Annotated in this window: 12 protein-coding genes, 9 tRNA genes and 3 rRNA genes; 1 reads left to right on the top strand and 23 read right to left on the bottom strand. The window is 38.8% G+C overall.

All coding sequences use genetic code 11. The annotated features are described in order from the left end of the window. Positions 1 to 1060: 1060 nt before the first annotated feature. From rrf to M0D58_RS07685, 13 genes are all read right to left on the bottom strand, one after another. Positions 1061 to 1168 (bottom strand): 5S ribosomal RNA (rrf, locus tag M0D58_RS07625). Positions 1169 to 1365: 197 nt separating this feature from the next. Then, a 23S ribosomal RNA gene (locus M0D58_RS07630) occupies positions 1366 to 4122 on the bottom strand. A 158-nt stretch (positions 4123 to 4280) separates the two neighbouring features. Continuing rightward, positions 4281 to 4354: transfer RNA gene (locus M0D58_RS07635), tRNA-Ala, on the bottom strand. An 80-nt stretch (positions 4355 to 4434) separates the two neighbouring features. After that, positions 4435 to 4508: transfer RNA gene (locus tag M0D58_RS07640), tRNA-Ile, on the bottom strand. 300 nt (positions 4509 to 4808) lie between these two features. After that, positions 4809 to 6325, bottom strand: a 16S ribosomal RNA gene (locus M0D58_RS07645). The 16S, 23S and 5S rRNA genes sit together here with 2 tRNA genes alongside, the layout of an rRNA operon. A 1183-nt stretch (positions 6326 to 7508) precedes the next feature. Beyond that, positions 7509 to 8477 carry a TerC/Alx family metal homeostasis membrane protein gene (locus M0D58_RS07650; RefSeq protein ID WP_248394964.1) on the bottom strand — a complete coding sequence of 323 codons (969 nt, stop codon included), beginning with the start codon at positions 8475 to 8477 and terminating at the stop codon, positions 7509 to 7511. Between the two features lie 238 nt (positions 8478 to 8715). Next, positions 8716 to 9327: a TerD family protein gene (locus tag M0D58_RS07655; protein WP_248394712.1), complete on the bottom strand. Its 612-nt coding sequence runs from the start codon at positions 9325 to 9327 to the stop codon at positions 8716 to 8718. A gap of 45 nt (positions 9328 to 9372) precedes the next feature. Then, positions 9373 to 10323, bottom strand: a complete 951-nt coding sequence (locus M0D58_RS07660) for a hypothetical protein (RefSeq protein ID WP_248394714.1) — start codon at positions 10321 to 10323, stop codon at positions 9373 to 9375. Positions 10324 to 10338: 15 nt separating this feature from the next. Further along, a complete protein-coding gene (locus M0D58_RS07665; protein WP_248394716.1) occupies positions 10339 to 11508 on the bottom strand; it encodes a toxic anion resistance protein in 1170 nt (389 codons plus the stop codon). Positions 11509 to 11515: 7 nt separating this feature from the next. Next, positions 11516 to 12070, bottom strand: coding sequence for a TerD family protein (locus tag M0D58_RS07670; protein WP_248394717.1), 555 nt, complete (start codon positions 12068 to 12070; stop codon positions 11516 to 11518). Beyond that, positions 12060 to 12884 (bottom strand): phosphoribosyltransferase family protein, encoded by an 825-nt coding sequence (locus tag M0D58_RS07675; RefSeq protein WP_248394718.1) that lies wholly within the window; start codon positions 12882 to 12884, stop codon positions 12060 to 12062. Before M0D58_RS07675 ends, M0D58_RS07670 begins: the two co-directional genes overlap by 11 nt. 3 nt (positions 12885 to 12887) lie before the next feature. Then, entirely contained in the window at positions 12888 to 13562 is a 675-nt protein-coding gene (locus M0D58_RS07680) for an HAD family hydrolase (RefSeq protein ID WP_248394720.1), read from the bottom strand. A 265-nt stretch (positions 13563 to 13827) separates the two neighbouring features. Beyond that, positions 13828 to 15366 carry a SulP family inorganic anion transporter gene (locus M0D58_RS07685; protein WP_248394722.1) on the bottom strand — a complete coding sequence of 513 codons (1539 nt, stop codon included), beginning with the start codon at positions 15364 to 15366 and terminating at the stop codon, positions 13828 to 13830. A 162-nt stretch (positions 15367 to 15528) separates the two neighbouring features. Between M0D58_RS07685 and M0D58_RS07690 the strand changes: the two genes are divergently transcribed. Further along, a complete protein-coding gene (locus tag M0D58_RS07690) occupies positions 15529 to 15978 on the top strand; it encodes a VOC family protein (RefSeq protein ID WP_248394723.1) in 450 nt (149 codons plus the stop codon). Between the two features lie 57 nt (positions 15979 to 16035). Here M0D58_RS07690 and M0D58_RS07695 read toward each other — a convergent pair whose 3' ends face one another. The 10 genes from M0D58_RS07695 to M0D58_RS07740 all read right to left on the bottom strand — a co-directional run bounded on the left by M0D58_RS07695 (position 16036) and on the right by M0D58_RS07740 (position 20509). Next, positions 16036 to 17133 carry a slipin family protein gene (locus tag M0D58_RS07695; protein WP_248394725.1) on the bottom strand — a complete coding sequence of 366 codons (1098 nt, stop codon included), beginning with the start codon at positions 17131 to 17133 and terminating at the stop codon, positions 16036 to 16038. Positions 17134 to 17624: 491 nt separating this feature from the next. Next, positions 17625 to 17689: transfer RNA gene (locus tag M0D58_RS07700), tRNA-OTHER, on the bottom strand. Between the two features lie 335 nt (positions 17690 to 18024). Further along, entirely contained in the window at positions 18025 to 18588 is a 564-nt protein-coding gene (locus M0D58_RS07705; RefSeq protein WP_248394726.1) for a metallophosphoesterase family protein, read from the bottom strand. A gap of 112 nt (positions 18589 to 18700) precedes the next feature. Beyond that, positions 18701 to 19186 (bottom strand): ribonuclease H-like YkuK family protein, encoded by a 486-nt coding sequence (locus M0D58_RS07710; RefSeq protein ID WP_248394728.1) that lies wholly within the window; start codon positions 19184 to 19186, stop codon positions 18701 to 18703. A 119-nt stretch (positions 19187 to 19305) separates the two neighbouring features. Further along, positions 19306 to 19376: transfer RNA gene (locus tag M0D58_RS07715), tRNA-Trp, on the bottom strand. 202 nt (positions 19377 to 19578) lie between these two features. Further along, positions 19579 to 19651 (bottom strand) — tRNA-Phe (locus tag M0D58_RS07720). Between the two features lie 109 nt (positions 19652 to 19760). After that, positions 19761 to 19842, bottom strand: a tRNA-Cys gene (locus M0D58_RS07725). Positions 19843 to 20129: 287 nt separating this feature from the next. Continuing rightward, a tRNA-Asp gene (locus M0D58_RS07730) sits at positions 20130 to 20200 on the bottom strand. 76 nt (positions 20201 to 20276) lie between these two features. Continuing rightward, positions 20277 to 20350: transfer RNA gene (locus tag M0D58_RS07735), tRNA-Lys, on the bottom strand. Positions 20351 to 20437: 87 nt separating this feature from the next. Next, positions 20438 to 20509, bottom strand: a tRNA-His gene (locus M0D58_RS07740). Positions 20510 to 21098 lie beyond the last annotated feature (589 nt).

Below are 21098 nucleotides of genomic sequence, written 5' to 3' on the forward strand. Positions count from 1 at the left end.
GTAAAAGTTTTTTTTCGTATCCCTTTTCAGAGCTTCTATTTTTTAAACCCCGAAAGGCCTCTCCTGCGCTACCTACTTCCTTCCGTTTTCAGTGGGGCAAAGATAACAACTCTTTATCCTATATTCCAAATCTATTTAACATAAAATTCATATTGAATACTGATTGTGGGAAATTTCGGTATTTAAGACATTGATATTATTTAACTTAGAACCGAACTTGCATTTATCCACATTGATCAATTATTCTGGAATTAATTTTTTGATGCATTTTTTTACATGAAAAATAACTGGAAGCATTTAGCATTTAGCATTTAGCATTTAGCATTTAGCATTTAGCATTTAGCAAACATAAGGATACATTTACTGCTAAAAAAAAGATTAAAATTATCTTATTCTATTATTCTAAATTAATGGTTATAAGAAGTAAAATAATGGTAATATCTATATTGATTGGAAAATAGTATGTCATAATTATTACTCTATCATTACTCTATCATTACCATTTAAATCCTTTCAGGATGTCAAACATACAAGAACAGATAGATAAATGAGCCCCGGAAGTAAACAGACAATCGAGTAGGCTTCCAGACCATTAATCAATCTCTGCAGTACTAATGAGAACAATAGGATCTTCAATCATTAATTTCAAATTCCTTATTCCAGACTTTTTAGAAAGTTTATTGTTCCGGAAGGATATGAGCAGATTATCAGACAAAAAGAATAAAATAAGTCGAGGAACTCAATTGATATAAATTTTTAAGTAGATTATATAGAGCTTATTTTGAAAAAGATAAAGAAAATTTTATTAAAACATCTTCTATTATCGCTGTGTAGAAAATGAATTAAGGCCTTAAAATATGATAGGACCACTATATATTAGCCTTATTTTACTATATAGCTTCAAACGCTTATTTAAGTAATACAATAAGGAGTATAGATAAGGATAATGAACAAGTTTTTTGAATGATAATAATTATTATTCAAAAGAGAGTTTATAGCTATCAACCTAGGCTATAAAAACAAAAAAACCTCACACATTGCTGTATGAGGTTTGTAAAAAAACTGGCGGCGACCTACTCTCCCGCTTTCGCAGTACCATCGGCGCTGGTGGGCTTAACTTCTGTGTTCGGAATGGGAACAGGTGAGCCCCACCGCTAAAACCACCCTAAAGGTTGTATATAGGTGTAAGGTTTTTTTTCTTTAATGTTCAAAGTTTTTAACCTTGAATCTTAAACATTGAACCTTGAACCGTTTTTATCGGTAAATTTCATCACAAAGGCAAAACCAGTATTGCACTTATAAATACTTAAGCTAAGTTATGATAAGCATGATTGCTCATTACCTATTACTCATTACTTATGAATAGGCTATAAATCTACGGGTAATTAGTACTACTCGGCTATGCTGTTACCAACTTTACACCTGTAGCCTATCAACGTGGTCATCTCCCACGACCCTTAAAAGATGTCTCATCTTGAGGCGAGTTTCACACTTATATGCTTTCAGTGTTTATCTCTTCCAAACATAGCTACTCAGCGGTGCACCTGGCGGTACAACTGATACACCAGAGGTTTGTTCAATTCGGTCCTCTCGTACTAGAATCAAGCCCTCTCAAACATCTAACGCCCGCAATAGATAGAGACCGAACTGTCTCACGACGTTCTGAACCCAGCTCGCGTGCCACTTTAATGGGCGAACAGCCCAACCCTTGGGACCTTCTCCAGCCCCAGGATGTGACGAGCCGACATCGAGGTGCCGAACCTCCCCGTCGATGTGAGCTCTTGGGGAGACTAGCCTGTTATCCCCGGAGTACCTTTTATCCTATGAGCGATGGCCCTTCCATACGGAACCACCGGATCACTATGTCCTGCTTTCGCACCTGATCGACTTGTTGGTCTCACAGTCAAGCACCCTTATGCCATTACACTCTACGCACGGTTACCAAGCGTGCTGAGGGTACCTTTGAAAGCCTCCGTTACTCTTTTGGAGGCGACCACCCCAGTCAAACTACCCACCACGCAATGTCCTTCTTTAAAGAAGTTAGGCTCCAAGTAAGTAAAGGGTGGTATTTCAACGTTGGCTCCACAAACACTAGCGTGCCTGCTTCAAAGCCTCCCACCTATCCTACACATTACTTACTCAAAGTCAATACGAAGTTATAGTAAAGGTTCACAGGGTCTTTTCGTCCCATTGCGGGTAATCGGCATCTTCACCGATACTACAATTTCACCGAGCTCGTGGCTGAGACAGTGCCCAGATCGTTACACCATTCGTGCAGGTCGGAACTTACCCGACAAGGAATTTCGCTACCTTAGGACCGTTATAGTTACGGCCGCCGTTTACTGGGGCTTCAGTCAAACGCTTCGCTTACGCTAACGCCCTTCCTTAACCTTCCAGCACCGGGCAGGTGTCAGACCCTATACAGCATCTTTCGATTTAGCAGAGTCCTGTGTTTTTGATAAACAGTCGCCTGGGCCTCTTCACTGCGGCCACCATTGCTGATGGCGTCTCTTCTTCCGAAGTTACGAGACTATTTTGCCTAGTTCCTTAGCCACGACTCACTCGAGCACCTTAGGATTCTCTCCTCGACCACCTGTGTCGGTTTTGGTACGGGTTGCTTCACTTCGGCTTTTCTTGGATCCGATTACACTACAGCAGCTTCGCCCGAAGGCTAGGCCTTGACACTTCCGTCCGTCTTTAGTAGCTACATCGAACCGTCCCCTTTTTAGTGTGAGCAAGTATGGGAATATTAACCCATTGTCCATCCACTACCCCTTTCGGGTTCGCGTTAGGTCCCGACTAACCCTCAGCTGATTAGCATGGCTGAGGAAACCTTAGTCTTTCGGTGAGGGGTTTCTCGCCCCTTTATCGTTACTTATGCCTACATTTTCTTTTCTGTCCGCTCCACAATACCTCACGATACTGCTTCGGCGCAAACAGAATGCTCTCCTACCAGATATAATAAATTATAAATCCATAGCTTCGGTAATATGTTTATGCCCGATTATTATCCATGCCGGACCGCTCGACTAGTGAGCTGTTACGCACTCTTTAAATGAATGGCTGCTTCCAAGCCAACATCCTAGCTGTCAATGCAGTCCAACCGCGTTGCTTCAACTTAACATATATTTGGGGACCTTAGCTGTTGGTCTGGGTTCTTTCCCTCTCGGACATGGACCTTAGCACCCATGCCCTCACTGCCGTAGAACATTTATTAGCATTCGGAGTTTGTCAGGAATTGGTAGGCGATGAAACCCCCGCATCCAATCAGTAGCTCTACCTCTAATAAACTTATATACGACGCTGCACCTAAATGCATTTCGGAGAGTACGAGCTATCTCCCAGTTTGATTGGCCTTTCACCCCTACCCACAGGTCATCCGAAGACTTTTCAACGTCAACCGGTTCGGTCCTCCACTTTGTGTTACCAAAGCTTCAACCTGCCCATGGGTAGATCACAAGGTTTCGCGTCTAATCCTACTAACTATGCGCCCTATTCAGACTCGCTTTCGCTCCGGCTCCGGACCTTAAGTCCTTAACCTCGCTAGTAAAATTAACTCGTAGGCTCATTATGCAAAAGGCACGCCGTCACAGAATTAATCTGCTCCGACCGCTTGTAGGCGTACGGTTTCAGGTTCTATTTCACCCTTCTATTCGAAGTGCTTTTCACCTTTCCTTCACAGTACTTGTTCACTATCGGTCTTTCAGGAGTATTTAGCCTTGGAGGATGGTCCCCCCATATTCAGACAGGATTTCACGTGTCCCGCCCTACTCATTTATCATCTTAATATACCTTTCGAATACCGGGCTATCACCGTCTATGGCCGCACTTTCCAGTACGTTCTTCTAAATATATAAAGACTTTTGGGCTAATCCGCTTTCGCTCGCCACTACTTACGGAATCTCTTCGATTTCTTTTCCTCCGGGTACTTAGATGTTTCAGTTCTCCGGGTTTGCTCTCTAATAAATTAGAGTAATACATCTTCAATGTATTGGGTTGCCCCATTCGGACATCTCGGGATCAATTCGTGTGTGCCAATCCCCCGAGCTTTTCGCAGCTTACCACGTCCTTCTTCGCCTCTGAAAGCCTAGGCATCCGCCATACGCCCTTAACGATTTCTTTCCTATTTTTAGGTTACTCAAGCACTTATAAGTGCTCGGTTTTCTCTTTGTGATGTCTTTACCGTTAATGTCAATGATCTTAATGTCTTCTTTTCCGACTGATGAACAGATGTTGTTTTTGGCTCCATCCGTAACTTTTAAATCAATCTTCCAAAACTGTGGAGAATAAGGGAGTCGAACCCTTGACCTCCTGCGTGCAAGGCAGGCGCTCTAGCCAGCTGAGCTAATTCCCCCTCTAGGTGTTCCGGGTTTTATGTTTTTTGTTCCGAGTTTTAACTCTAAAACTAAACTCTAAACCTTAAACTTTAATTAGTAGTCTCGGGCAGGCTCGAACTGCCGACCTCTACATTATCAGTGTAGCGCTCTAACCAGCTGAGCTACGAGACTCTGTTATGAGTAATAAGTGATCAGTAATAAGTAATATTTTCATACTGCATTACCTTCATTCATTTCTCAATCTCTTTCCCGTTACTAATTTCTAGTGGGTTTTATTTTTAATATATTTATAAGTAATAAGTAATCGGTAATGAGTAATTTTTATCTTCCTTGATTTTACACTTGGATCTTTTTACTTTTAACTTTTTACCTTCCTTATAAATCAACCAATAAAAAAACTAAAGCTTTACTTTGAAGTAAGTACATGTACCTTACGGTACTAATTTTGTTTATCGTCTTTAAGACGCTCTAAAATGAGATGTTCCAGCCGCACCTTCCGGTACGGCTACCTTGTTACGACTTAGCCCTAGTTACCTGTTTTACCCTAGGCAGCTCCTTTTACGGTCACCGACTTCAGGTACCCCAGACTTCCATGGCTTGACGGGCGGTGTGTACAAGGCCCGGGAACGTATTCACCGCGCCATGGCTGATGCGCGATTACTAGCGATTCCAGCTTCATAGAGTCGAGTTGCAGACTCCAATCCGAACTGAGACCGGCTTTCGAGATTTGCATCACATCGCTGTGTAGCTGCCCTCTGTACCGGCCATTGTATTACGTGTGTGGCCCAAGGCGTAAGGGCCGTGATGATTTGACGTCATCCCCACCTTCCTCTCTACTTGCGTAGGCAGTCTTACTAGAGTCCTCAACTTAATGGTAGCAACTAGTAACAGGGGTTGCGCTCGTTGCAGGACTTAACCTAACACCTCACGGCACGAGCTGACGACAACCATGCAGCACCTTGAAAATTGCCCGAAGGAAGGTCTATTTCTAAACCGATCAATTCCCATTTAAGCCTTGGTAAGGTTCCTCGCGTATCATCGAATTAAACCACATAATCCACCGCTTGTGCGGGCCCCCGTCAATTCCTTTGAGTTTCAAACTTGCGTTCGTACTCCCCAGGTGGCTAACTTATCACTTTCGCTTAGTCTCTGAATCCGAAAACCCAAAAACGAGTTAGCATCGTTTACAGCGTGGACTACCAGGGTATCTAATCCTGTTCGCTCCCCACGCTTTCGTCCATCAGCGTCAGTTAAGACATAGTGACCTGCCTTCGCAATTGGTGTTCTAAGTAATATCTATGCATTTCACCGCTACACTACTTATTCCAGCCACTTCTACCTTACTCAAGACCTGCAGTATCAATGGCAGTTTCACAGTTAAGCTGTGAGATTTCACCACTGACTTACAGATCCGCCTACGGACCCTTTAAACCCAATAAATCCGGATAACGCTTGCACCCTCCGTATTACCGCGGCTGCTGGCACGGAGTTAGCCGGTGCTTATTCGTACAGTACCTTCAGCTATTTACACGTAAATAGGTTTATCCCTGTACAAAAGAAGTTTACAACCCATAGGGCCGTCGTCCTTCACGCGGGATGGCTGGATCAGGCGCTAACCCATTGTCCAATATTCCTCACTGCTGCCTCCCGTAGGAGTCTGGTCCGTGTCTCAGTACCAGTGTGGGGGATCACCCTCTCAGGCCCCCTAAAGATCATCGACTTGGTGAGCCGTTACCTCACCAACTATCTAATCTTGCGCGTGCCCATCTTTATCCACCTCAGTTTTCAATATAAAGTGATGCCACTCTATATATTATGGGGTATTAATCTTCCTTTCGAAAGGCTATCCCCCTGATAAAGGCAGGTTGCACACGTGTTCCGCACCCGTACGCCGCTCTCAAGTCTCCGAAGATACTCTACCGCTCAGCTTGCATGTGTTAGGCCTCCCGCTAGCGTTCATCCTGAGCCAGGATCAAACTCTCCATTGTATGTTTGTCTTGACTCACTCAAAGTTTTTTAACGCTTTAGTTTTTCCTTACTTGGTTGTTATATTGTATGTCAATGATCTTCATTTCTTTCGCTTCCTACAAACTACTTCTTCTGTCAGTTTTCGTTTCGTATTTGCGAGTGCAAAAGTAAAAAATATTTCTGAATTGACCAAATGTTTTTGAAGAAAATTTTAAAGTTTTTTTAGTAACCTTAAGCCCTCTTAAACAATCCCTCAACTCAACTCCTGCTCCCCGTTTTACCGGACTGCAAAGATACAAATCTTTTTTATTCCTACAAGATTTTTTTAATTAAATTTTGTAAAAGTTTTTTTTCGTATCCCTTTTCAGAGCTTCTATTTTTTAAACCCCGAAAGGCCTCTCCTGCGCTACCTACTTCCTTCCGTTTTCAGTGGGGCAAAGATAACAACTCTTTATCCTATATTCCAAATCTATTTAACATAAAATTTAAGTTTACGCAATTTTTGTCCTTAACTCTCTGGTTGTATGCATGAATAATTTTAAGCCTATAAGGGGAGAAAGTAAGAAGTAAGAAGTAAGAAGTGAAAAGTGAGAAGGGAGAAGGGAGATGGGAGACTGCGAAGGAGAGAGAGTGGGTGGGTCTATATATATGTATATGGGGGTGGGATGTTGGGTGCCCGTGAAAGGAGCAGGGGTTGGTCAAAGAGAAGATAAGCTAACTTATAAACTGGAAAAAGTAAAAAGTGAAAAGTGAGAGGTGGGAGTGATGGATGAAGGATAGGCAGGATATAAGGGGATGTTCTCTAAGTTATCTACCGCAGTTTTGAATTATGAAGGTTTGGAAATTTGAAAGGATGAACGTAAATCATAAATCCTAAACCAAAACTTAAAGATGAATATTCCATTTCTAAACTTTCACCTCTTACTTCTTACTTCTAACTTCTAACTCCCATCCCACCCTAGCCCGGATCGAGCGGCATGTCTGAGCTCTTTCCTGTTGTATTGGTAGCGGCGGCTTTGCCGCCGCTACCAATACAACAGGAAAAGCGAGTAGCGAGAGCCGGATTAAGCTCCTAAAATAAGAGGTAGGTTGGAGCGTGTGAAAGTGTGAAATTGTTTGTGGAAATTTTTATTGAGGCATCGTTCAAATAAAAAAGGCTCTACATAATAATGTAAAGCCTTTCTATATTATTAGAATAACAGATTATTCTTCTATCTTTTCCTTCTCTTCTTTTTTATCCGGGAAAATGAGGGATAAAATAACGGAGATTATCAATACACCTCCTACAATTCCTAAAGAAACCGGAGAAGGAATATGAATCCATGGTGCAATCAGCATCTTGACTCCAATGAAAGACAGAATAACTGCCAGTCCATAAGGTAATTTGCTGAACATGTGAATAAAATTTGCCAACAGGAAATACAGTGATCTTAATCCTAAAATCGCAAAAATATTTGATGTATAAAGGATAAACGGATCATTGGAGATAGCAAATATTGCAGGAATGGAATCCACAGCGAAAAGCACATCCGTAAATTCGATTACCGCCACCACTACCAAAAGCGGAGTCGCCATTTTCATTCCGTTCTGAACGGTAAAAAATTTATCGCCCACATAATTGTCAGAAACTTTCCAGAATCTTTTGATTAGCCTTGCTCCAGCCGTATTGCTGTAATCTTCCTCATCGTCGTCATCTCCATCACCCCAGGACTTGATTCCCGCATATACGAGGAACAGCCCGAATAAAGTCATTACAACATTAATTTTCACAGGGTGCCCGAAAATATTCATTTCAGGAAGATAGGTAAGATTGATCAATCCTACTCCGGCAAAAATGAAGATTGCCCTGAAGATAAGCGCACCAATAATTCCCCAGAACAGCACTTTGTGATGAAGGTATTTCGGAACTTTGAAGAATCCGAAAACAAGAATGAATACAAATAAATTATCTACCGAAAGTGCCTTCTCAATCCAGTAAGCAGCCTGATACTGTGTAAATTTTTCTACAGCAAGCGCATGGCTTCCGGGACCCAGGTCTGAATTGTACACCCAGTACACCACTCCCGAAAACACCATTGACAGCGAGATCCAGACAATTGACCAGATGGTGGCTTCTTTGGAAGAAACTTCATGACTTTTTTTGTTGAAAACTCCTAAATCCAGGAGCAACATGATAACTACGGTTACCGCAAATCCCCAAACCAGACCGGGATGAAGATCTAAAATGCTAGTATTTTGTCCCACTTTTAATGTGTTGTTGTTAAAATGATAAAAGCAATAGCTGTACGAATACAAATATTGCTGTTAGTTTATTATATTTTCAGATTAAATTCAATAGGCCTTGGCTAAAGCCGAATCGAAATCCTGTTTTATAAGCAGGCTAAAGCCCGCTCCTATTGAACCTTAATCTTTATAAATAATTTTGTTTTACGGTTTCAATGGTTTCCTGCAATTTTCTGTCTTTTGTAGGATCTCCGATTGCGTTGAATTTCCATTCGTTGTTTCTTCGGTAGAAAACGCCCATTACCATCGAAACGTGACCTTTGAAAGAGGCATCATTGGCAATATCGTATTTTGCAAAAACTTCTCGTACATTGGTAGGCGTTCCTTCATAAATTCTGATTGAAGCAAAAGGAATTGTTCCGAAGTCCTGCCCTTTGTAACTGTTCAGAACCAGGGCAACATGCTCTACATTTGCATCAAGACTGCTGAAATCTATGGTAATCACCTCATTGTCCAGCCCGTCGTCACCGTTCACATCACCTGTAAGATCGTCACCGCTGTGTTTAACCGCACCGTTTTTAGATTTAAGATTCCCGAAATAAATAACTTCCGTTGCATTTTTATTAGAATCGTACAAAATACAGCTTCCGTCCAGGTCTACTGCCTCGCGAGTTATCCCTCCGAAGAAACCTTTTTTCTCAATTGCACCCCAGTTTATTCCTACACACGCCTGTGTCAGAGTAGTTCCGTTTTCCTTGGTAAGGTTTATCCGTTGACCTTTTTGTAAGTTAATAGCCATCTTTTTATGTTTAGTTTGTTTATATTTTACGAGTTGTAAAAGTCGTTAATTATTATTTAAATTTAAATTCAGCATTGCGCGCAGAATATTTGTTTCTTCATTAATATCGAACATTTTGCTCATCACATCCATATTTTCGAGGTTTTTAATATAATCTTTCAGGACTGCTGTCACCTGATCGGGTAATGTTCTTTTCCTTTCAGTCATTGTTTCTTCAAGATCCTCGTTCTTTTTTTTGAGCTGATTGATGATGATCCCGCGATTTGATTCGTTGGGAGCCGTATTCAGCTTTTCCATTTTTTTAGGATCCGCTAAATACATCTTATGCCCTTCAATATCAAAGATGAAAAAATCTTCTGACTGGAAAATTTTAAACAGTTCATATTCATTTCCCGAAACCGCAAAACCGCACACAAAACGAACCTTAAAGCTCTGAATATTAAGTCTCCCCAAAAGCTTTCTTTCAATTTGATAGTCCTGATACCGGTAAGCCGGAAAATTACCTGGTTTCAGCAGTTCTTCATCAACTTCTGATCTGTAAAACTCAGCAGCATATTTTTTATAGAAATATAAAACCTCTTCCCAATTGACCGTGAATTTGTTTTCCGTGAGGTCATGATATAAATTCTTCATGTGACGCGAGAAATTTCCGCTGTATATTTTCCGATCGGTCTCAAAACCGTCTGCCTGCTTTTCCTCGAATCCGGAAATATATTTCCTGTTAATTTCTATTTCATTGATCACGGCCAGCATGTCATTTTCCTTCTGTTTTTTTATTTTCGTAAGAAGTTCAATAAGACTGTCGGTGTACTGCAGGTGAAACAATTCCAGTTTACTGTAATCAAGTCCCTTATTTTCCTGAAAAAGATTATGGATGATATCCGTCTTAATGTAGATGGAAATGATATCCACATTTTCAAAAAAATTGGCAAAAAGTTTAAGTTTTGTTAATCTTCTTTTACTTTGAGACAGTATGTTTACGGCTTCATCATTCACCTTTGTATAATGCTATTATCCTCTAACGTTTGCTTTAAGTTCGTGTTCCAGAGTCATCAGATCCTGATCCAGCTTTCTTCTTCCTTCCGCACCCTGCTTCTGGATCTGTTTTACCTCGTTCAATGTATTGATAAGTTTTGACGTTGTTTCTCTCAGCGTTTCAATTGATACAACAGTTTGCTCGTTGGCTCTTGCAACATTGATTGAATTCTGGCCGAGACGTTCTGCATTTTTTCTTAAAATCTCTTCGGTTGTCGAAGAAACTTTCTGCTGAATTTCAATATTCTGCTGCTGTCTGTACATGGCCACTGCCAAAGAAAGCTGATTTTTCCAAAGCGGAAGCGTTGTCGTAAGAATAGTCTGCGCTTTTTCAGCAATAGATACGTTATTGTTCTGAACCAGTCTGATCTGCGGAAGCGACTGCATCATGATCAGACGAACGACTTTAAGATCGGCTAATCTTCTGTCTAATCTCGCAATAAAATCTCTTTTGTCAGCAATCTGGTAATCCTGATAGTTTTGCGGCGCAGCTTCCATTGCAGCAAGTTCCGTTCCCGCCTTTTCCATTCTTAGGTTTCCGGCGATCACCAGCTCTTCGATTTGCTTGATTGCAGTGATATTACTTTCAAATATGGTCTGTAAAACAGCATTATCTTTTGTAGAAGTAATAATTCCTGCATTTACTTTATATGAGATCTGATCGATATTGTTGATGATCTTATCATATTTTGCAAATAGATTTTCAATCTGGGTCATTACGCTTTTCATGAAAGGCAATTTGCTTAAGAAGCTCTTGAATTTATTCTGATTAAGCTCTTCTACATCAACGTAATTCAGCTCCACCAATAAATTATTGATCAGTTCTCCGACTTCTCCCGAGTTGGACCGTCTTACATTCCCAAGGAAGCTGTCACTCTGGTTTGATAATGTTCTCTGAAGATCTGCCCCGAAATTCACAATGGATCCCGGATTCGTTTCATCAATAGAGTCTGCAAGAACTTCGTATTTCTGGCGTTCTTCAGATGGTAACTGGGTAAGGTTTACATTTCCTTCCCTGTCCACCACCGGGGCCGGAGGTGTATTTGGCACCTGTCCCGGTGGAGGATCCATCGGAGTCGGTTCAAATGTTTTTAAGGGTTCAATTGATCCAAGCGGATCTATGGGTTGATTAGGTTGGTTATCCATGATAAGATTATTGATAGATTTCTACAAATTTTTCGAGACCTTCTCTCTGACCGCTTCCTACGGCTTCAAATTTCCATTCGCCGTTTCTGTTATAGATTCTTCCGAATTCTACTGCTGTTTCAATGGAGAAATCTTCGTCAAGTTCGTATTTTAAAATTTCTTCGTTGGTATCTGTATTAAAAATTCTGATGAAAGAATTTCTTACCTGTCCGAAGTTTTGTCTTCTGGAATCTGCTTCGTGAATCGTTACCACAACGGTGATTTCTTTCACAGCCGGATCAATTTTTGTAAGGTCGATTTTAATCTGCTCATCATCGCCTGCGCCTTCTCCTGTTAAATTATCTCCCGTATGAATCACTGCTTTATCAGGAGATTCCAGGTTATTGTAAAAAATAAAGTGATTATCGGAAACCAATTTTTTATTTTCTCCCAATAAAAATAAAGAGGCATCGAGGTCAAAAGCTGTTCCCGTAGAAGTATTATTGATATCCCATCCTAAACCTACGGTAAATTTTGGGGCGTTTATGTTTTCTCTTTGTCCTTTCTGTAAGTTAATAGCCATAATATAGTTCAGTTTGTGTTAATGTATTAATATTGTTTTCGTATTCTTTTATTAAATGATAATTGTTGCTGATCGCCAGTTCCAACAGCTGATCCATCTGTTCTTTCTTTACTTTAGACGAAAGATAATCAAAATTACCTGAATCCAGGCCTAAAATATATTTTACAATCCTTGTATTGAACTGAAAACCTGGTTTCAGCATTACTTCTGCGACGTGCTCTACACTTTTTACCGCATAATAATTAAAATAATTTTCAATTTTCGGATCAAGGTCAAAATTCATCAGTTCCGCGTAATACATGAACAAAAAATCTGCCTCTACCTCATATTCATCAAGAATTTTATTCACGGTAAACTCATGACTTCCGGTTATTTTGATATCGTCTATAAAAATACAAAGTTTTCCTCTAAGAAAATCTTTATCAAGATAATAAGTATCATTGGCAATCAGATTTTTGCGATCTTCGAAGCTCAAATTTCCATAATCCGTCGTGTATGTATGATTTCTGTTGATTTTTGAGAGAATGCTTGATTTCTTTCCTTTCTGAAACAGATAAAAATCCAGATGCTTTTTAAAGTAAAAGCATAAAAAATTGGAGGCAGTAGGAATTGCCATGTACGGACTTGGCAAAACAACAATATCTTTATCTGTATCGAGGATGTACTCATGTGCTGAAATAAATCCTTCGAATAATTCTTTGGCAAATTTTGCAGCATACGATTTGTCTCCATACTTGAAATAGCTGTATTCTGCGGGTGAGAAAGTAAATTCATCTGCAGAATGGATGTGATGTAAGCTGTATCGTTTGTTCATAATTTATATTTTGGGTCTAAGTAAGTGTGCATTGAAACCAAAATCTTTTGCCCCCTTGTAGTCTGCAATAGGATTGTCTCCGATGTGTAATATCTGTGCGGAATCTAAATCCTGATTTTTAAGCTGATTTTTTACTCCCTGAAATATTTTCGGATCCGGTTTGGAGCAGTTGGCTTCGTCAGAATAAATGTGAAAATCAATGTACTGATCAAGATCTTCATTAATCAGAAATTTCCTCATTGTTTTTCCTTTAATAAAACCTGTATTGCTTAGTATATTAATTGTTTTTCCCTGATTTTTAATTTCATCAAAAAAATCATGCAGGTTTTCGAAAATCACCACAGGTTTATATTCCAGAAACAATTCTTCACTTTTTTGATAGAATTCGTTTAATTCACCTTTATTAATCTGTTTTATATCAACTTGTAAAGCACTCAGAATAAGAAGATAAATTTCAAAAGTATCTACATTTCCTCCGATAACCTCATTAATGGAATTGCAAAGATCATCGTAATATTTTACAATTTTTGCCACTTCATTTATCGGCTTTTTCACTTCAAAAAATGAAGAAAAGAGCTCAACTCTTTTTGTTTTAAATTCGGGGTGAGATTTTATTAAGGTAAGCCATAAATCAAAGGAAAAATGTGAATGATTATGGATGTCAATATCTGTTTTCAAAACGGTTTAGTTAAAAGTTTATTTAGCTTAATTCCTGAAAAAAGATGTCAATAAGTTACATTTATTCTTATCATCGATTTTTCTTCTGATGTCAATTTAATCCAAAGATAAAATTTTTAAATTAATGGGTAAATGTTGTGCGGTGTTTTAAGAAATTTTTATGATTTTCCGCAATTGAATTTAATATTAGTGAAAGAGAATTTTATTTAACGCGATGATAACACACAAACATTATCAAAACCTAAACCCCTCAAACACAACTACTCTACTTCTCCGGCATTACCTTGTACGTAGGATCATCCTGAATATTGACTTCAATTACCGCTTCAGCGTTTTTCAGCATTTTGCGACAATCCTCGCTGAGATGTTTTAAATGTAAAGTTTTTTGTTGTTCCGCGTATTTTTTAGATAATTTGTCTAAAGCATCAATGGCACTCATGTCCACAATTCTGCTTTCTCTAAAATCAATTACCACCTGATCGGGATCGTTTACAGGATCAAATTTGTCAATAAAAGTAGTAACAGATCCGAAAAACAGGGGTCCGAAAATCTGATAATATTTAATTCCGTTATCATCCGTATATTTTCTTGCGCGGATTCTTCTGGCATTGTCCCATGCAAAAACCAATGCTGAAATAACAACACCTACCAATACGGCAAGTGCAAGATTATGTAATATGATTGTAATTAAAGCGACTGTAATCCCAACAAAAATATCAGATTTCGGCATTTTATTGACAATTCGGATAGAAACCCACTGAAAAGTACTGATGGCCACCATCATCATAACACCAACGAGTGCCGCCATCGGAATCTTTTCTATGAAAGGAGCCCCAACTAAGATGATAATTAAGATTGTGACGGATGCAATAATCCCGGAAAGCCTTGCCCGGGAACCAGCATTAAGATTTACCAGGGTTTGTGCAACCATGGCACAGCCTCCCATTCCACCGAAAAATCCATTGGTCATATTGGCAAGTCCCTGTGCGACCGATTCTTTATTCGCATTTCCTTTTGTATTGGTAATTTCATCCACCATTGATAAAGTAAGAAGTGATTCTATCAGTCCGACTCCTGCCATAACGAGTGCATAAGGAAAAATAATTTGCAATGTTTCAAGTGAAAAAGGAAGATCCGGAATATGAAAATGTGGCAACGTTCCGCTGATGCTTGCAATATCGGCAACAGTCTTCGTGTGAATTCCAAAACCGTTAACAATTCCAAACACAATGAGAATAGCCACAAGAGAAGCCGGCACCACCTTCGTGATTTTCGGAAAAAAGTAAACGATGGTAACAGTAAGCAAAGTGAGGCCCAGCATTACGTACAGTGCTGTTCCCTGAAGCCAGCCGGTGATTCCGTTTTCATTTACAGTTTTAAACTGCTCAACCTGTGCCATAAAAATAATAACAGCCAAACCGTTCAGAAAACCATACATTACAGGCTGCGGAATTAGTCTTACAAATTTACCCCATTTAAAAATACCTACCATCAACTGAAATATCCCGGCCAAAACTACGGTGGCAAAAAGATATTCTATGCCGTGGCTTTTAATTAAGGCAATAAGAACAACAATGGTAGCGCCAGCTCCGCCGGAAACCATTCCGGGACGGCCGCCGAAAACTGCGGTCACCAATCCCATCATAAATGCTGCATAGAGACCCGTAAGTGGTGAAAGCCCGGCCAGAATCGCAAAAGAAAGTGACTCAGGAATCATGGTCATAGCAACCGTGAAGCCGGCTAGCAGTTCATTTTTAAAATTTATTTTCTGTGAGAAATCGAATAAAGCGGTGGTATTTTTCATTTTGCAGCAAAGGTAGTCACTATACAACCACCATCCAATAGTATGCTATTATTGGCTTTAGTAAAAATTAAATTTATCTATCAGCTGTTTTAGTTTAAGAAATGGATAATATTAATATTTGATACATCTGTTTTATAGCTTTGTTCTGTTAAAACTAAAATTATGATCAAAGGATTATATGAAACCCATATCCAGGTGAGTAACCTTGAAAATGCCATCAATTTTTATACAGAAGTTTTAGGATTGAAATTAGCTCATCAGGATGAAAACCGCCGGATTGCTTTTTTATGGGTGGGAAAAGATCGAGATTTCATGCTGGGTCTCTGGGAACAGAAAGAAAACCTGCAAACGCGGCATTTTGCTTTCAGAGTAGATAAGGAAGATCTTTTGAATACATCTGTTGAGTTTCTCAAAAATAAAAATTTAATCCCCTACAACTTCCTGAAAAACGGATCTGAAAAACCTATGGTTTTTGCCTGGATGCCGGCATTGGCGATTTACTTTAATGATCCCGACGGAAATCAGCTGGAATTCATCTCTATCCTTGAAGGTAAGGAAAAACCGGAACTGGGAATTCTTTCTTACGAAGAATGGCTGGAGAAGACTTCGTGACAAAACGATTCCGGCTTTGCATTCGCAAAGCCGGAATCTATAAAGACAGGTATTAGTTTATCTTGCAAAAATCTCTTTAAGCTGAGAAACAATATTATTATTTCCGGATACGGTAATATCTCCGATTTTATCAGCAATCTTCTCCATATATTCCATTTCTTTCAGCTTCCAGAGCACTTCATTTTCTTCCATAAGTTTGGCGGTGTTCAGCAGGCTTCTTGTAGAAGCTGTTTCCTCACGTCTCATAATGGTGTTGGCCTGAGCTTTCTTTTCAGCAATTAAAACCTGGTTCATGATCTCTTTCATTTCTCCCGTTAAAATCACATCCCGGATTCCGGCATCAGCAGCTTTCAGACCGAGATCTTCGGCTTTATTTCCAAGGTTCTGAAGAATTTCTTTTCCCACGAAATCTTTCTTCAGAAGCAGCTCATCAAGAGTTAAAGCTCCGACAAATTCCCGTAAAGCCAGCTGCATCAGAATATACAATTGCTTATCATATTCTTTATTTTCCATTAAGGCTTTTACAATATTTTCCACCTGGAAACGGACATAAAAGTTAATTCTGAGCATCGCTTTGTCTTTCGTCAGAAGCTCCTGGCCTGCAATTTCCATTTGCTGCATTCTGGTATCGATGGCTTTTGCCTCTACAGAAATTTCATTGTTCCAGAAATAATATGTTCCGGCTTCTAAAACGCGGTCCAGCTTTCCGTCGATCAGCAAAAGACCTTTATACTGGTTGGTGATGACAAATTTTCTAACAAAACCCTTGAGCTTTGTATTTTCCAGAATTGTCTTAGAAATATTTTCGGTAATTTCCACTTTCGCTAAATCGATTCTTTGAAATGTTCTGTTGAAAATACCTTTCCAGAAAGCATATTGTCCTACGTTCAGTACTTCTTTGAAAATCCCGTTTTCGTAAACAAGCACAATTTCACCGTCTTTTACCTCAACAACATCAAGCATGTCTTTCAGCCCTTCGTTTTTCAGCAAAAGAGTAAGATCAGTATTGCTTTTAAAAGAATATTTCATATCGTAGATTTCTACCGTTTTATTCCCAAAAATCCAGAAATTCCCTTCTTTCAGGATGTCGATCAGGTTTCCGTTTCTGAAAACAAGACCTCTCTCGTATGCTTTAATGTGTACATTTTTTATCATGATTTTTATTTTTTAACAGTTATTATTTAATAAAAGGAAATCCGTGATCTCTTCTTCCAAAAAATGCGGAAGCAAAGCGTTTAACAAAAATCCACTGACTTCAAACTCAATTTTCAGATTTATACTGAAATCAGATCTTGGGCGTGTCCCTCGCCACAGCATTTCCTGCAACCCGGGTCGCTACGTTCACTTCTATCTTTTTTGCTGACAAAAAAGGATATCCGTTACCATCGCTCACGCTAAAGACCGTCCTTTTAGCATTTGTCTGAAATGATAAGCTCTTCCATACCGTTTCAATTTTAGAAAACCTCTTTTCTTACAGGCTTTTTCAGAACGCTGATTTAACAACCGAAAACATCCCGGATTTTCCAGTGCGGATATTTTTGATGAGAATACCCAAAACTCGCGAAAAAATAGATTTTGAGTCTATTTAAAAATTGATCTACAAACTAAATGTAGGCGTATACCATTTCCGCCATACCAATCATCATTGGCAGTGGGACTCGAACCCACAAATCATAATGCTATTACTCTAACCGGACTGAGTTATATTTCCTTTTAGGAAATAGGAGGATTCGAACCTCCGACCCATAGCGTATGGTAGAAGTTTTTGGCGACTTCCAAACCTTCAGGTCAAGCTGAACAGAACGAAATCATGTTCCTCAACAAATCATTCTGCAATGGTGATATACCGAAACACTCAACAAGACCTGCCTGATATTTTGACTAAAATTTGTCTTTCAAAATTTTAGTATTGTTCTTTTTGATGATGCAAAATAAAATTCCTATTACGCAGTGTTTTTGCGTAGTAAAATTATTTTTTAACCTTAAGGGAGAGAAGTTTTAACATACGCATTTACTTCCTGCTTCCATCATCCTTTCCCCATCGCTTTAATTTCTCGGTGCAAAAGGCGGAGTCCATTTTTTCTTATTCATGATTTCCTTTACTTCTTCGTAGGAAACAGGATAAAAATTATGACAGTCTACCCCTACATCGAAACTTAATGCCATTTCATCATCCGGCAATGTTCCGTGCGAATGGCCGTATAATTGCCAGACACCACGGTGTGAGCCGTTCCATGTTCTGAGGGAGTAATGAAAAAGAATAATTTTTTGTTTGCCGTTGCTGTTGTCGGCTTCATCAATTCTTAATTCGTGGTAATCCCTGATGGACGCAAATCGTTTTGGATACGTTAATGCTGCTCCTTCATGATTTCCTTTTATCAAATGAATATTTCCATTCAAACGATCCAGAATTTCTTTGGTAAAATCCGGTTTGCCTAAGCTAAAATCTCCTAAATGGTAGACGGTATCATCTTTACCTATTTTCTCATTCCATCGTTTAATAAGTTCTTCATTCATATGCTCCAACGACTCAAAAGGCCTTTCGGAGAATTTTATAATATTGGCATGACCGAAATGATGGTCTGCTGTAAAAAATATATTTTGTTTCATTGTTTTAAATTTTAATTATTTTTTTTTAAACCTCACAGGTTTTGAAAACCTGTGAGATTTCCGTACTAAAACGCAAGTTTAAATTTGTAATTATTTGCGCTGCTTTTAGCTATTATACCATCATATCCGCACAGTTAGAACTCGCGAATGCGTAAGGTTTTGCTTTAAATACGTAACCCATTCCGAGAATGTATCCCATGGCATCTTTTAACGCTACATTGGACTTGAAATCCGGATCGGTGTTAATGTCTGCGTGCACCTCCATTTCTACTCCGTAAGCATCCAGTACTGCGCAGATTGCATAAGCAATTTCTACGGATTTGTTCACCTCATTCAACATACGTTCTTTGATACTGATGCGCTGGAATTCTTTTTCTTTTCTGATAAAGGTAAACGCTCCTTTTCCCTCGCGAATAAAAACTACTGCCGTAGCATAATTAATAACGTCTCCGTAAACATGGGAATCTGATCCCACACATACTTTCAGTCGGTATCCACTGCCTTGTTCGCGGATGATGGCTTCTTCTACCAGCTGTGTGATAGAGTTTTGGAAAATTTTTCCGTTCATATTTTGCCATACTTGTTGTTGCGTTTCCATTTTTCTACATGTTTTTGTTTTGTTTAAATTTTAATAATTATGTCAATCGTAAATCCATTGTACTCTCAATTTAAAATTCATTTGCGGAGCAAATTCACCATTGACCATTAACATTCTTGCACTCCGAACCGGACTTGAACCAATACCATCAGTTTTGGAGACTGAGATGCTGCCATTACATCATCGGAGTAGTTTTTTGCTGATTCATGAGGATTGTTCATTTCCTTTCTTATTCATTTTATGTATTCACGAATGCTTTGCATTTCGAACCTGAACAACAAGAGTCAAAGTCTTGTGTGCTGCCAATTATGAATCAATTTTATAAGCAATAGGTAATGAGTAATTAAATCATATTTAATAAGTACTTTAATATATTGCTTGTTCTTATTCTGCGGAACAGACAGGAATTGAACCTGTACCTTTAGTTTTTCAGACTAACGTGCAGACCATCTACACAACTGTTCCAATTATTTTTGAAGAAACAAAGCCTGTCTTAATTTTTGTTTGATATAAGAACGTCTGCGCTTTGACAGACTTTTCTTTTCTTCGGAACTAATCTCATTTTAGTTATTTGAGATGGTTGTGGGAGTCAAACCCACTCAGCTTACGCAACGGTTTTGCAGACCGCCCCGACTCTTCCACTTCGGCGAACCATCGTTTTGATGAGTAATGGGATAATAATTCCACATTTGTGATTGCTCTTTTATTTAAATTTTCTTTAAAAATAAAGCCTGTCTTAATTTTTTGTTTGATATAAGAACTTCTGCGCTTTGACAGACTTTATTTATCTAAAATTTATATTATGTTAAACCATCCATTTTTATTAAAGCATCAATCTGAGTTAAGAAGCCTGTCTACATTCCTGTGATTTTTTGCTAAAGATCGTCTGCACTGACAGACTTTTCCTCTTCTCTTTTTGAAACAATTACATCCATCATTCTTGCGGTCTATGCGAGAATCGAACTCGCAGTGCCCGAGAGACAGTCGGGAAGGTTACCATTACCTCAATAGACCTTTGATTTGTAAATAGTCAATGTCAATGCGCTTTGCTTGTCAATTTTTAAATTCACCATTGACCATTCACTTTTTGTAATCCCAGAAGGATTCGAACCTTCAACCCCCGGTTTAAAAGACCGGTGCTCTTACCTATTGAGCTATGAGATTGTTGATGTTGTGAATAGTAAATTGTAATTCACTTGCTTGTCAATTTTTTAAATTCACTTGTGAAACAAATTCACTATTCACATTTTTGGGTATCTCCGGGGATCGAACCCTATTCTCCGGTGCCACAAACCGACGCTTTACCAATAAGCTAGAGAAACCATAAAGCATAAAAAAACGCCTCTTTAGGGGAGGCGCTTTATATTTTCAGACGTGTCAGTGTACTAACTGACCCATTTATATAAGCACCTTTTATTTAATAATCCATTATCAAGAACACATGCACACACCAAATCCATTGGTTTTTGTCCGTGTAATTCTGAATGTTGATGAAATATGTTTCTAAATTGTTTCATTTTATTATTTTAAAAAGTTTTTGAAATGCTGAAAACCTGTTGCTTTCAATTTTCGGTTGCAAAGTAAATATGTTTTTTTTTAATTCACAAATTTATTTTTCATTCAATCACCTGAAAATCAACACATTAAACGATATTTTTAATATAGAAAATATCTGTCCGCAATACTTCGCAGATACTTTTACTACCTAAATGACTGTCTCTCATCGGTTTATTGATCACTTCTTATTTTATTATTAATTGTTCATTGTTGATTAAAAAATTTTCAATTTTATGGTTATTTTTTTTCATTCTAAATAATTTCTCTCCTAAAACACAAAAAAACGCCTCGAAAATCGAGGCGTTCCTGTACTATTTGATAAAATTTTTACGGGTTTACAGTAAACAATTTTCAA

It is taken from the genome of Chryseobacterium nepalense, from assembly GCF_023195755.1.
Classification (GTDB): domain Bacteria; phylum Bacteroidota; class Bacteroidia; order Flavobacteriales; family Weeksellaceae; genus Chryseobacterium; species Chryseobacterium nepalense.

Bases quoted from the DNA above. Each gene is read 5' to 3' on its own strand.
- M0D58_RS07650 (WP_248394964.1), bottom strand. From the start codon at position 8,477: ATGTTGCTCCTGGATTTAGGAGTTTTCAACAAAAAAAGTCATGAAGTT.
- M0D58_RS07655 (WP_248394712.1), bottom strand. From the start codon at position 9,327: ATGGCTATTAACTTACAAAAAGGTCAACGGATAAACCTTACCAAGGAA.
- M0D58_RS07665 (WP_248394716.1), bottom strand. From the start codon at position 11,508: ATGGATAACCAACCTAATCAACCCATAGATCCGCTTGGATCAATTGAA.
- M0D58_RS07670 (WP_248394717.1), bottom strand. From the start codon at position 12,070: ATGGCTATTAACTTACAGAAAGGACAAAGAGAAAACATAAACGCCCCA.
- M0D58_RS07675 (WP_248394718.1), bottom strand. From the start codon at position 12,884: ATGAACAAACGATACAGCTTACATCACATCCATTCTGCAGATGAATTT.
- M0D58_RS07685 (WP_248394722.1), bottom strand. From the start codon at position 15,366: ATGAAAAATACCACCGCTTTATTCGATTTCTCACAGAAAATAAATTTT.
- M0D58_RS07690 (WP_248394723.1), top strand. From the start codon at position 15,529: ATGATCAAAGGATTATATGAAACCCATATCCAGGTGAGTAACCTTGAA.
- M0D58_RS07695 (WP_248394725.1), bottom strand. From the start codon at position 17,133: ATGATAAAAAATGTACACATTAAAGCATACGAGAGAGGTCTTGTTTTC.
- M0D58_RS07705 (WP_248394726.1), bottom strand. From the start codon at position 18,588: ATGAAACAAAATATATTTTTTACAGCAGACCATCATTTCGGTCATGCC.
- M0D58_RS07710 (WP_248394728.1), bottom strand. From the start codon at position 19,186: ATGGAAACGCAACAACAAGTATGGCAAAATATGAACGGAAAAATTTTC.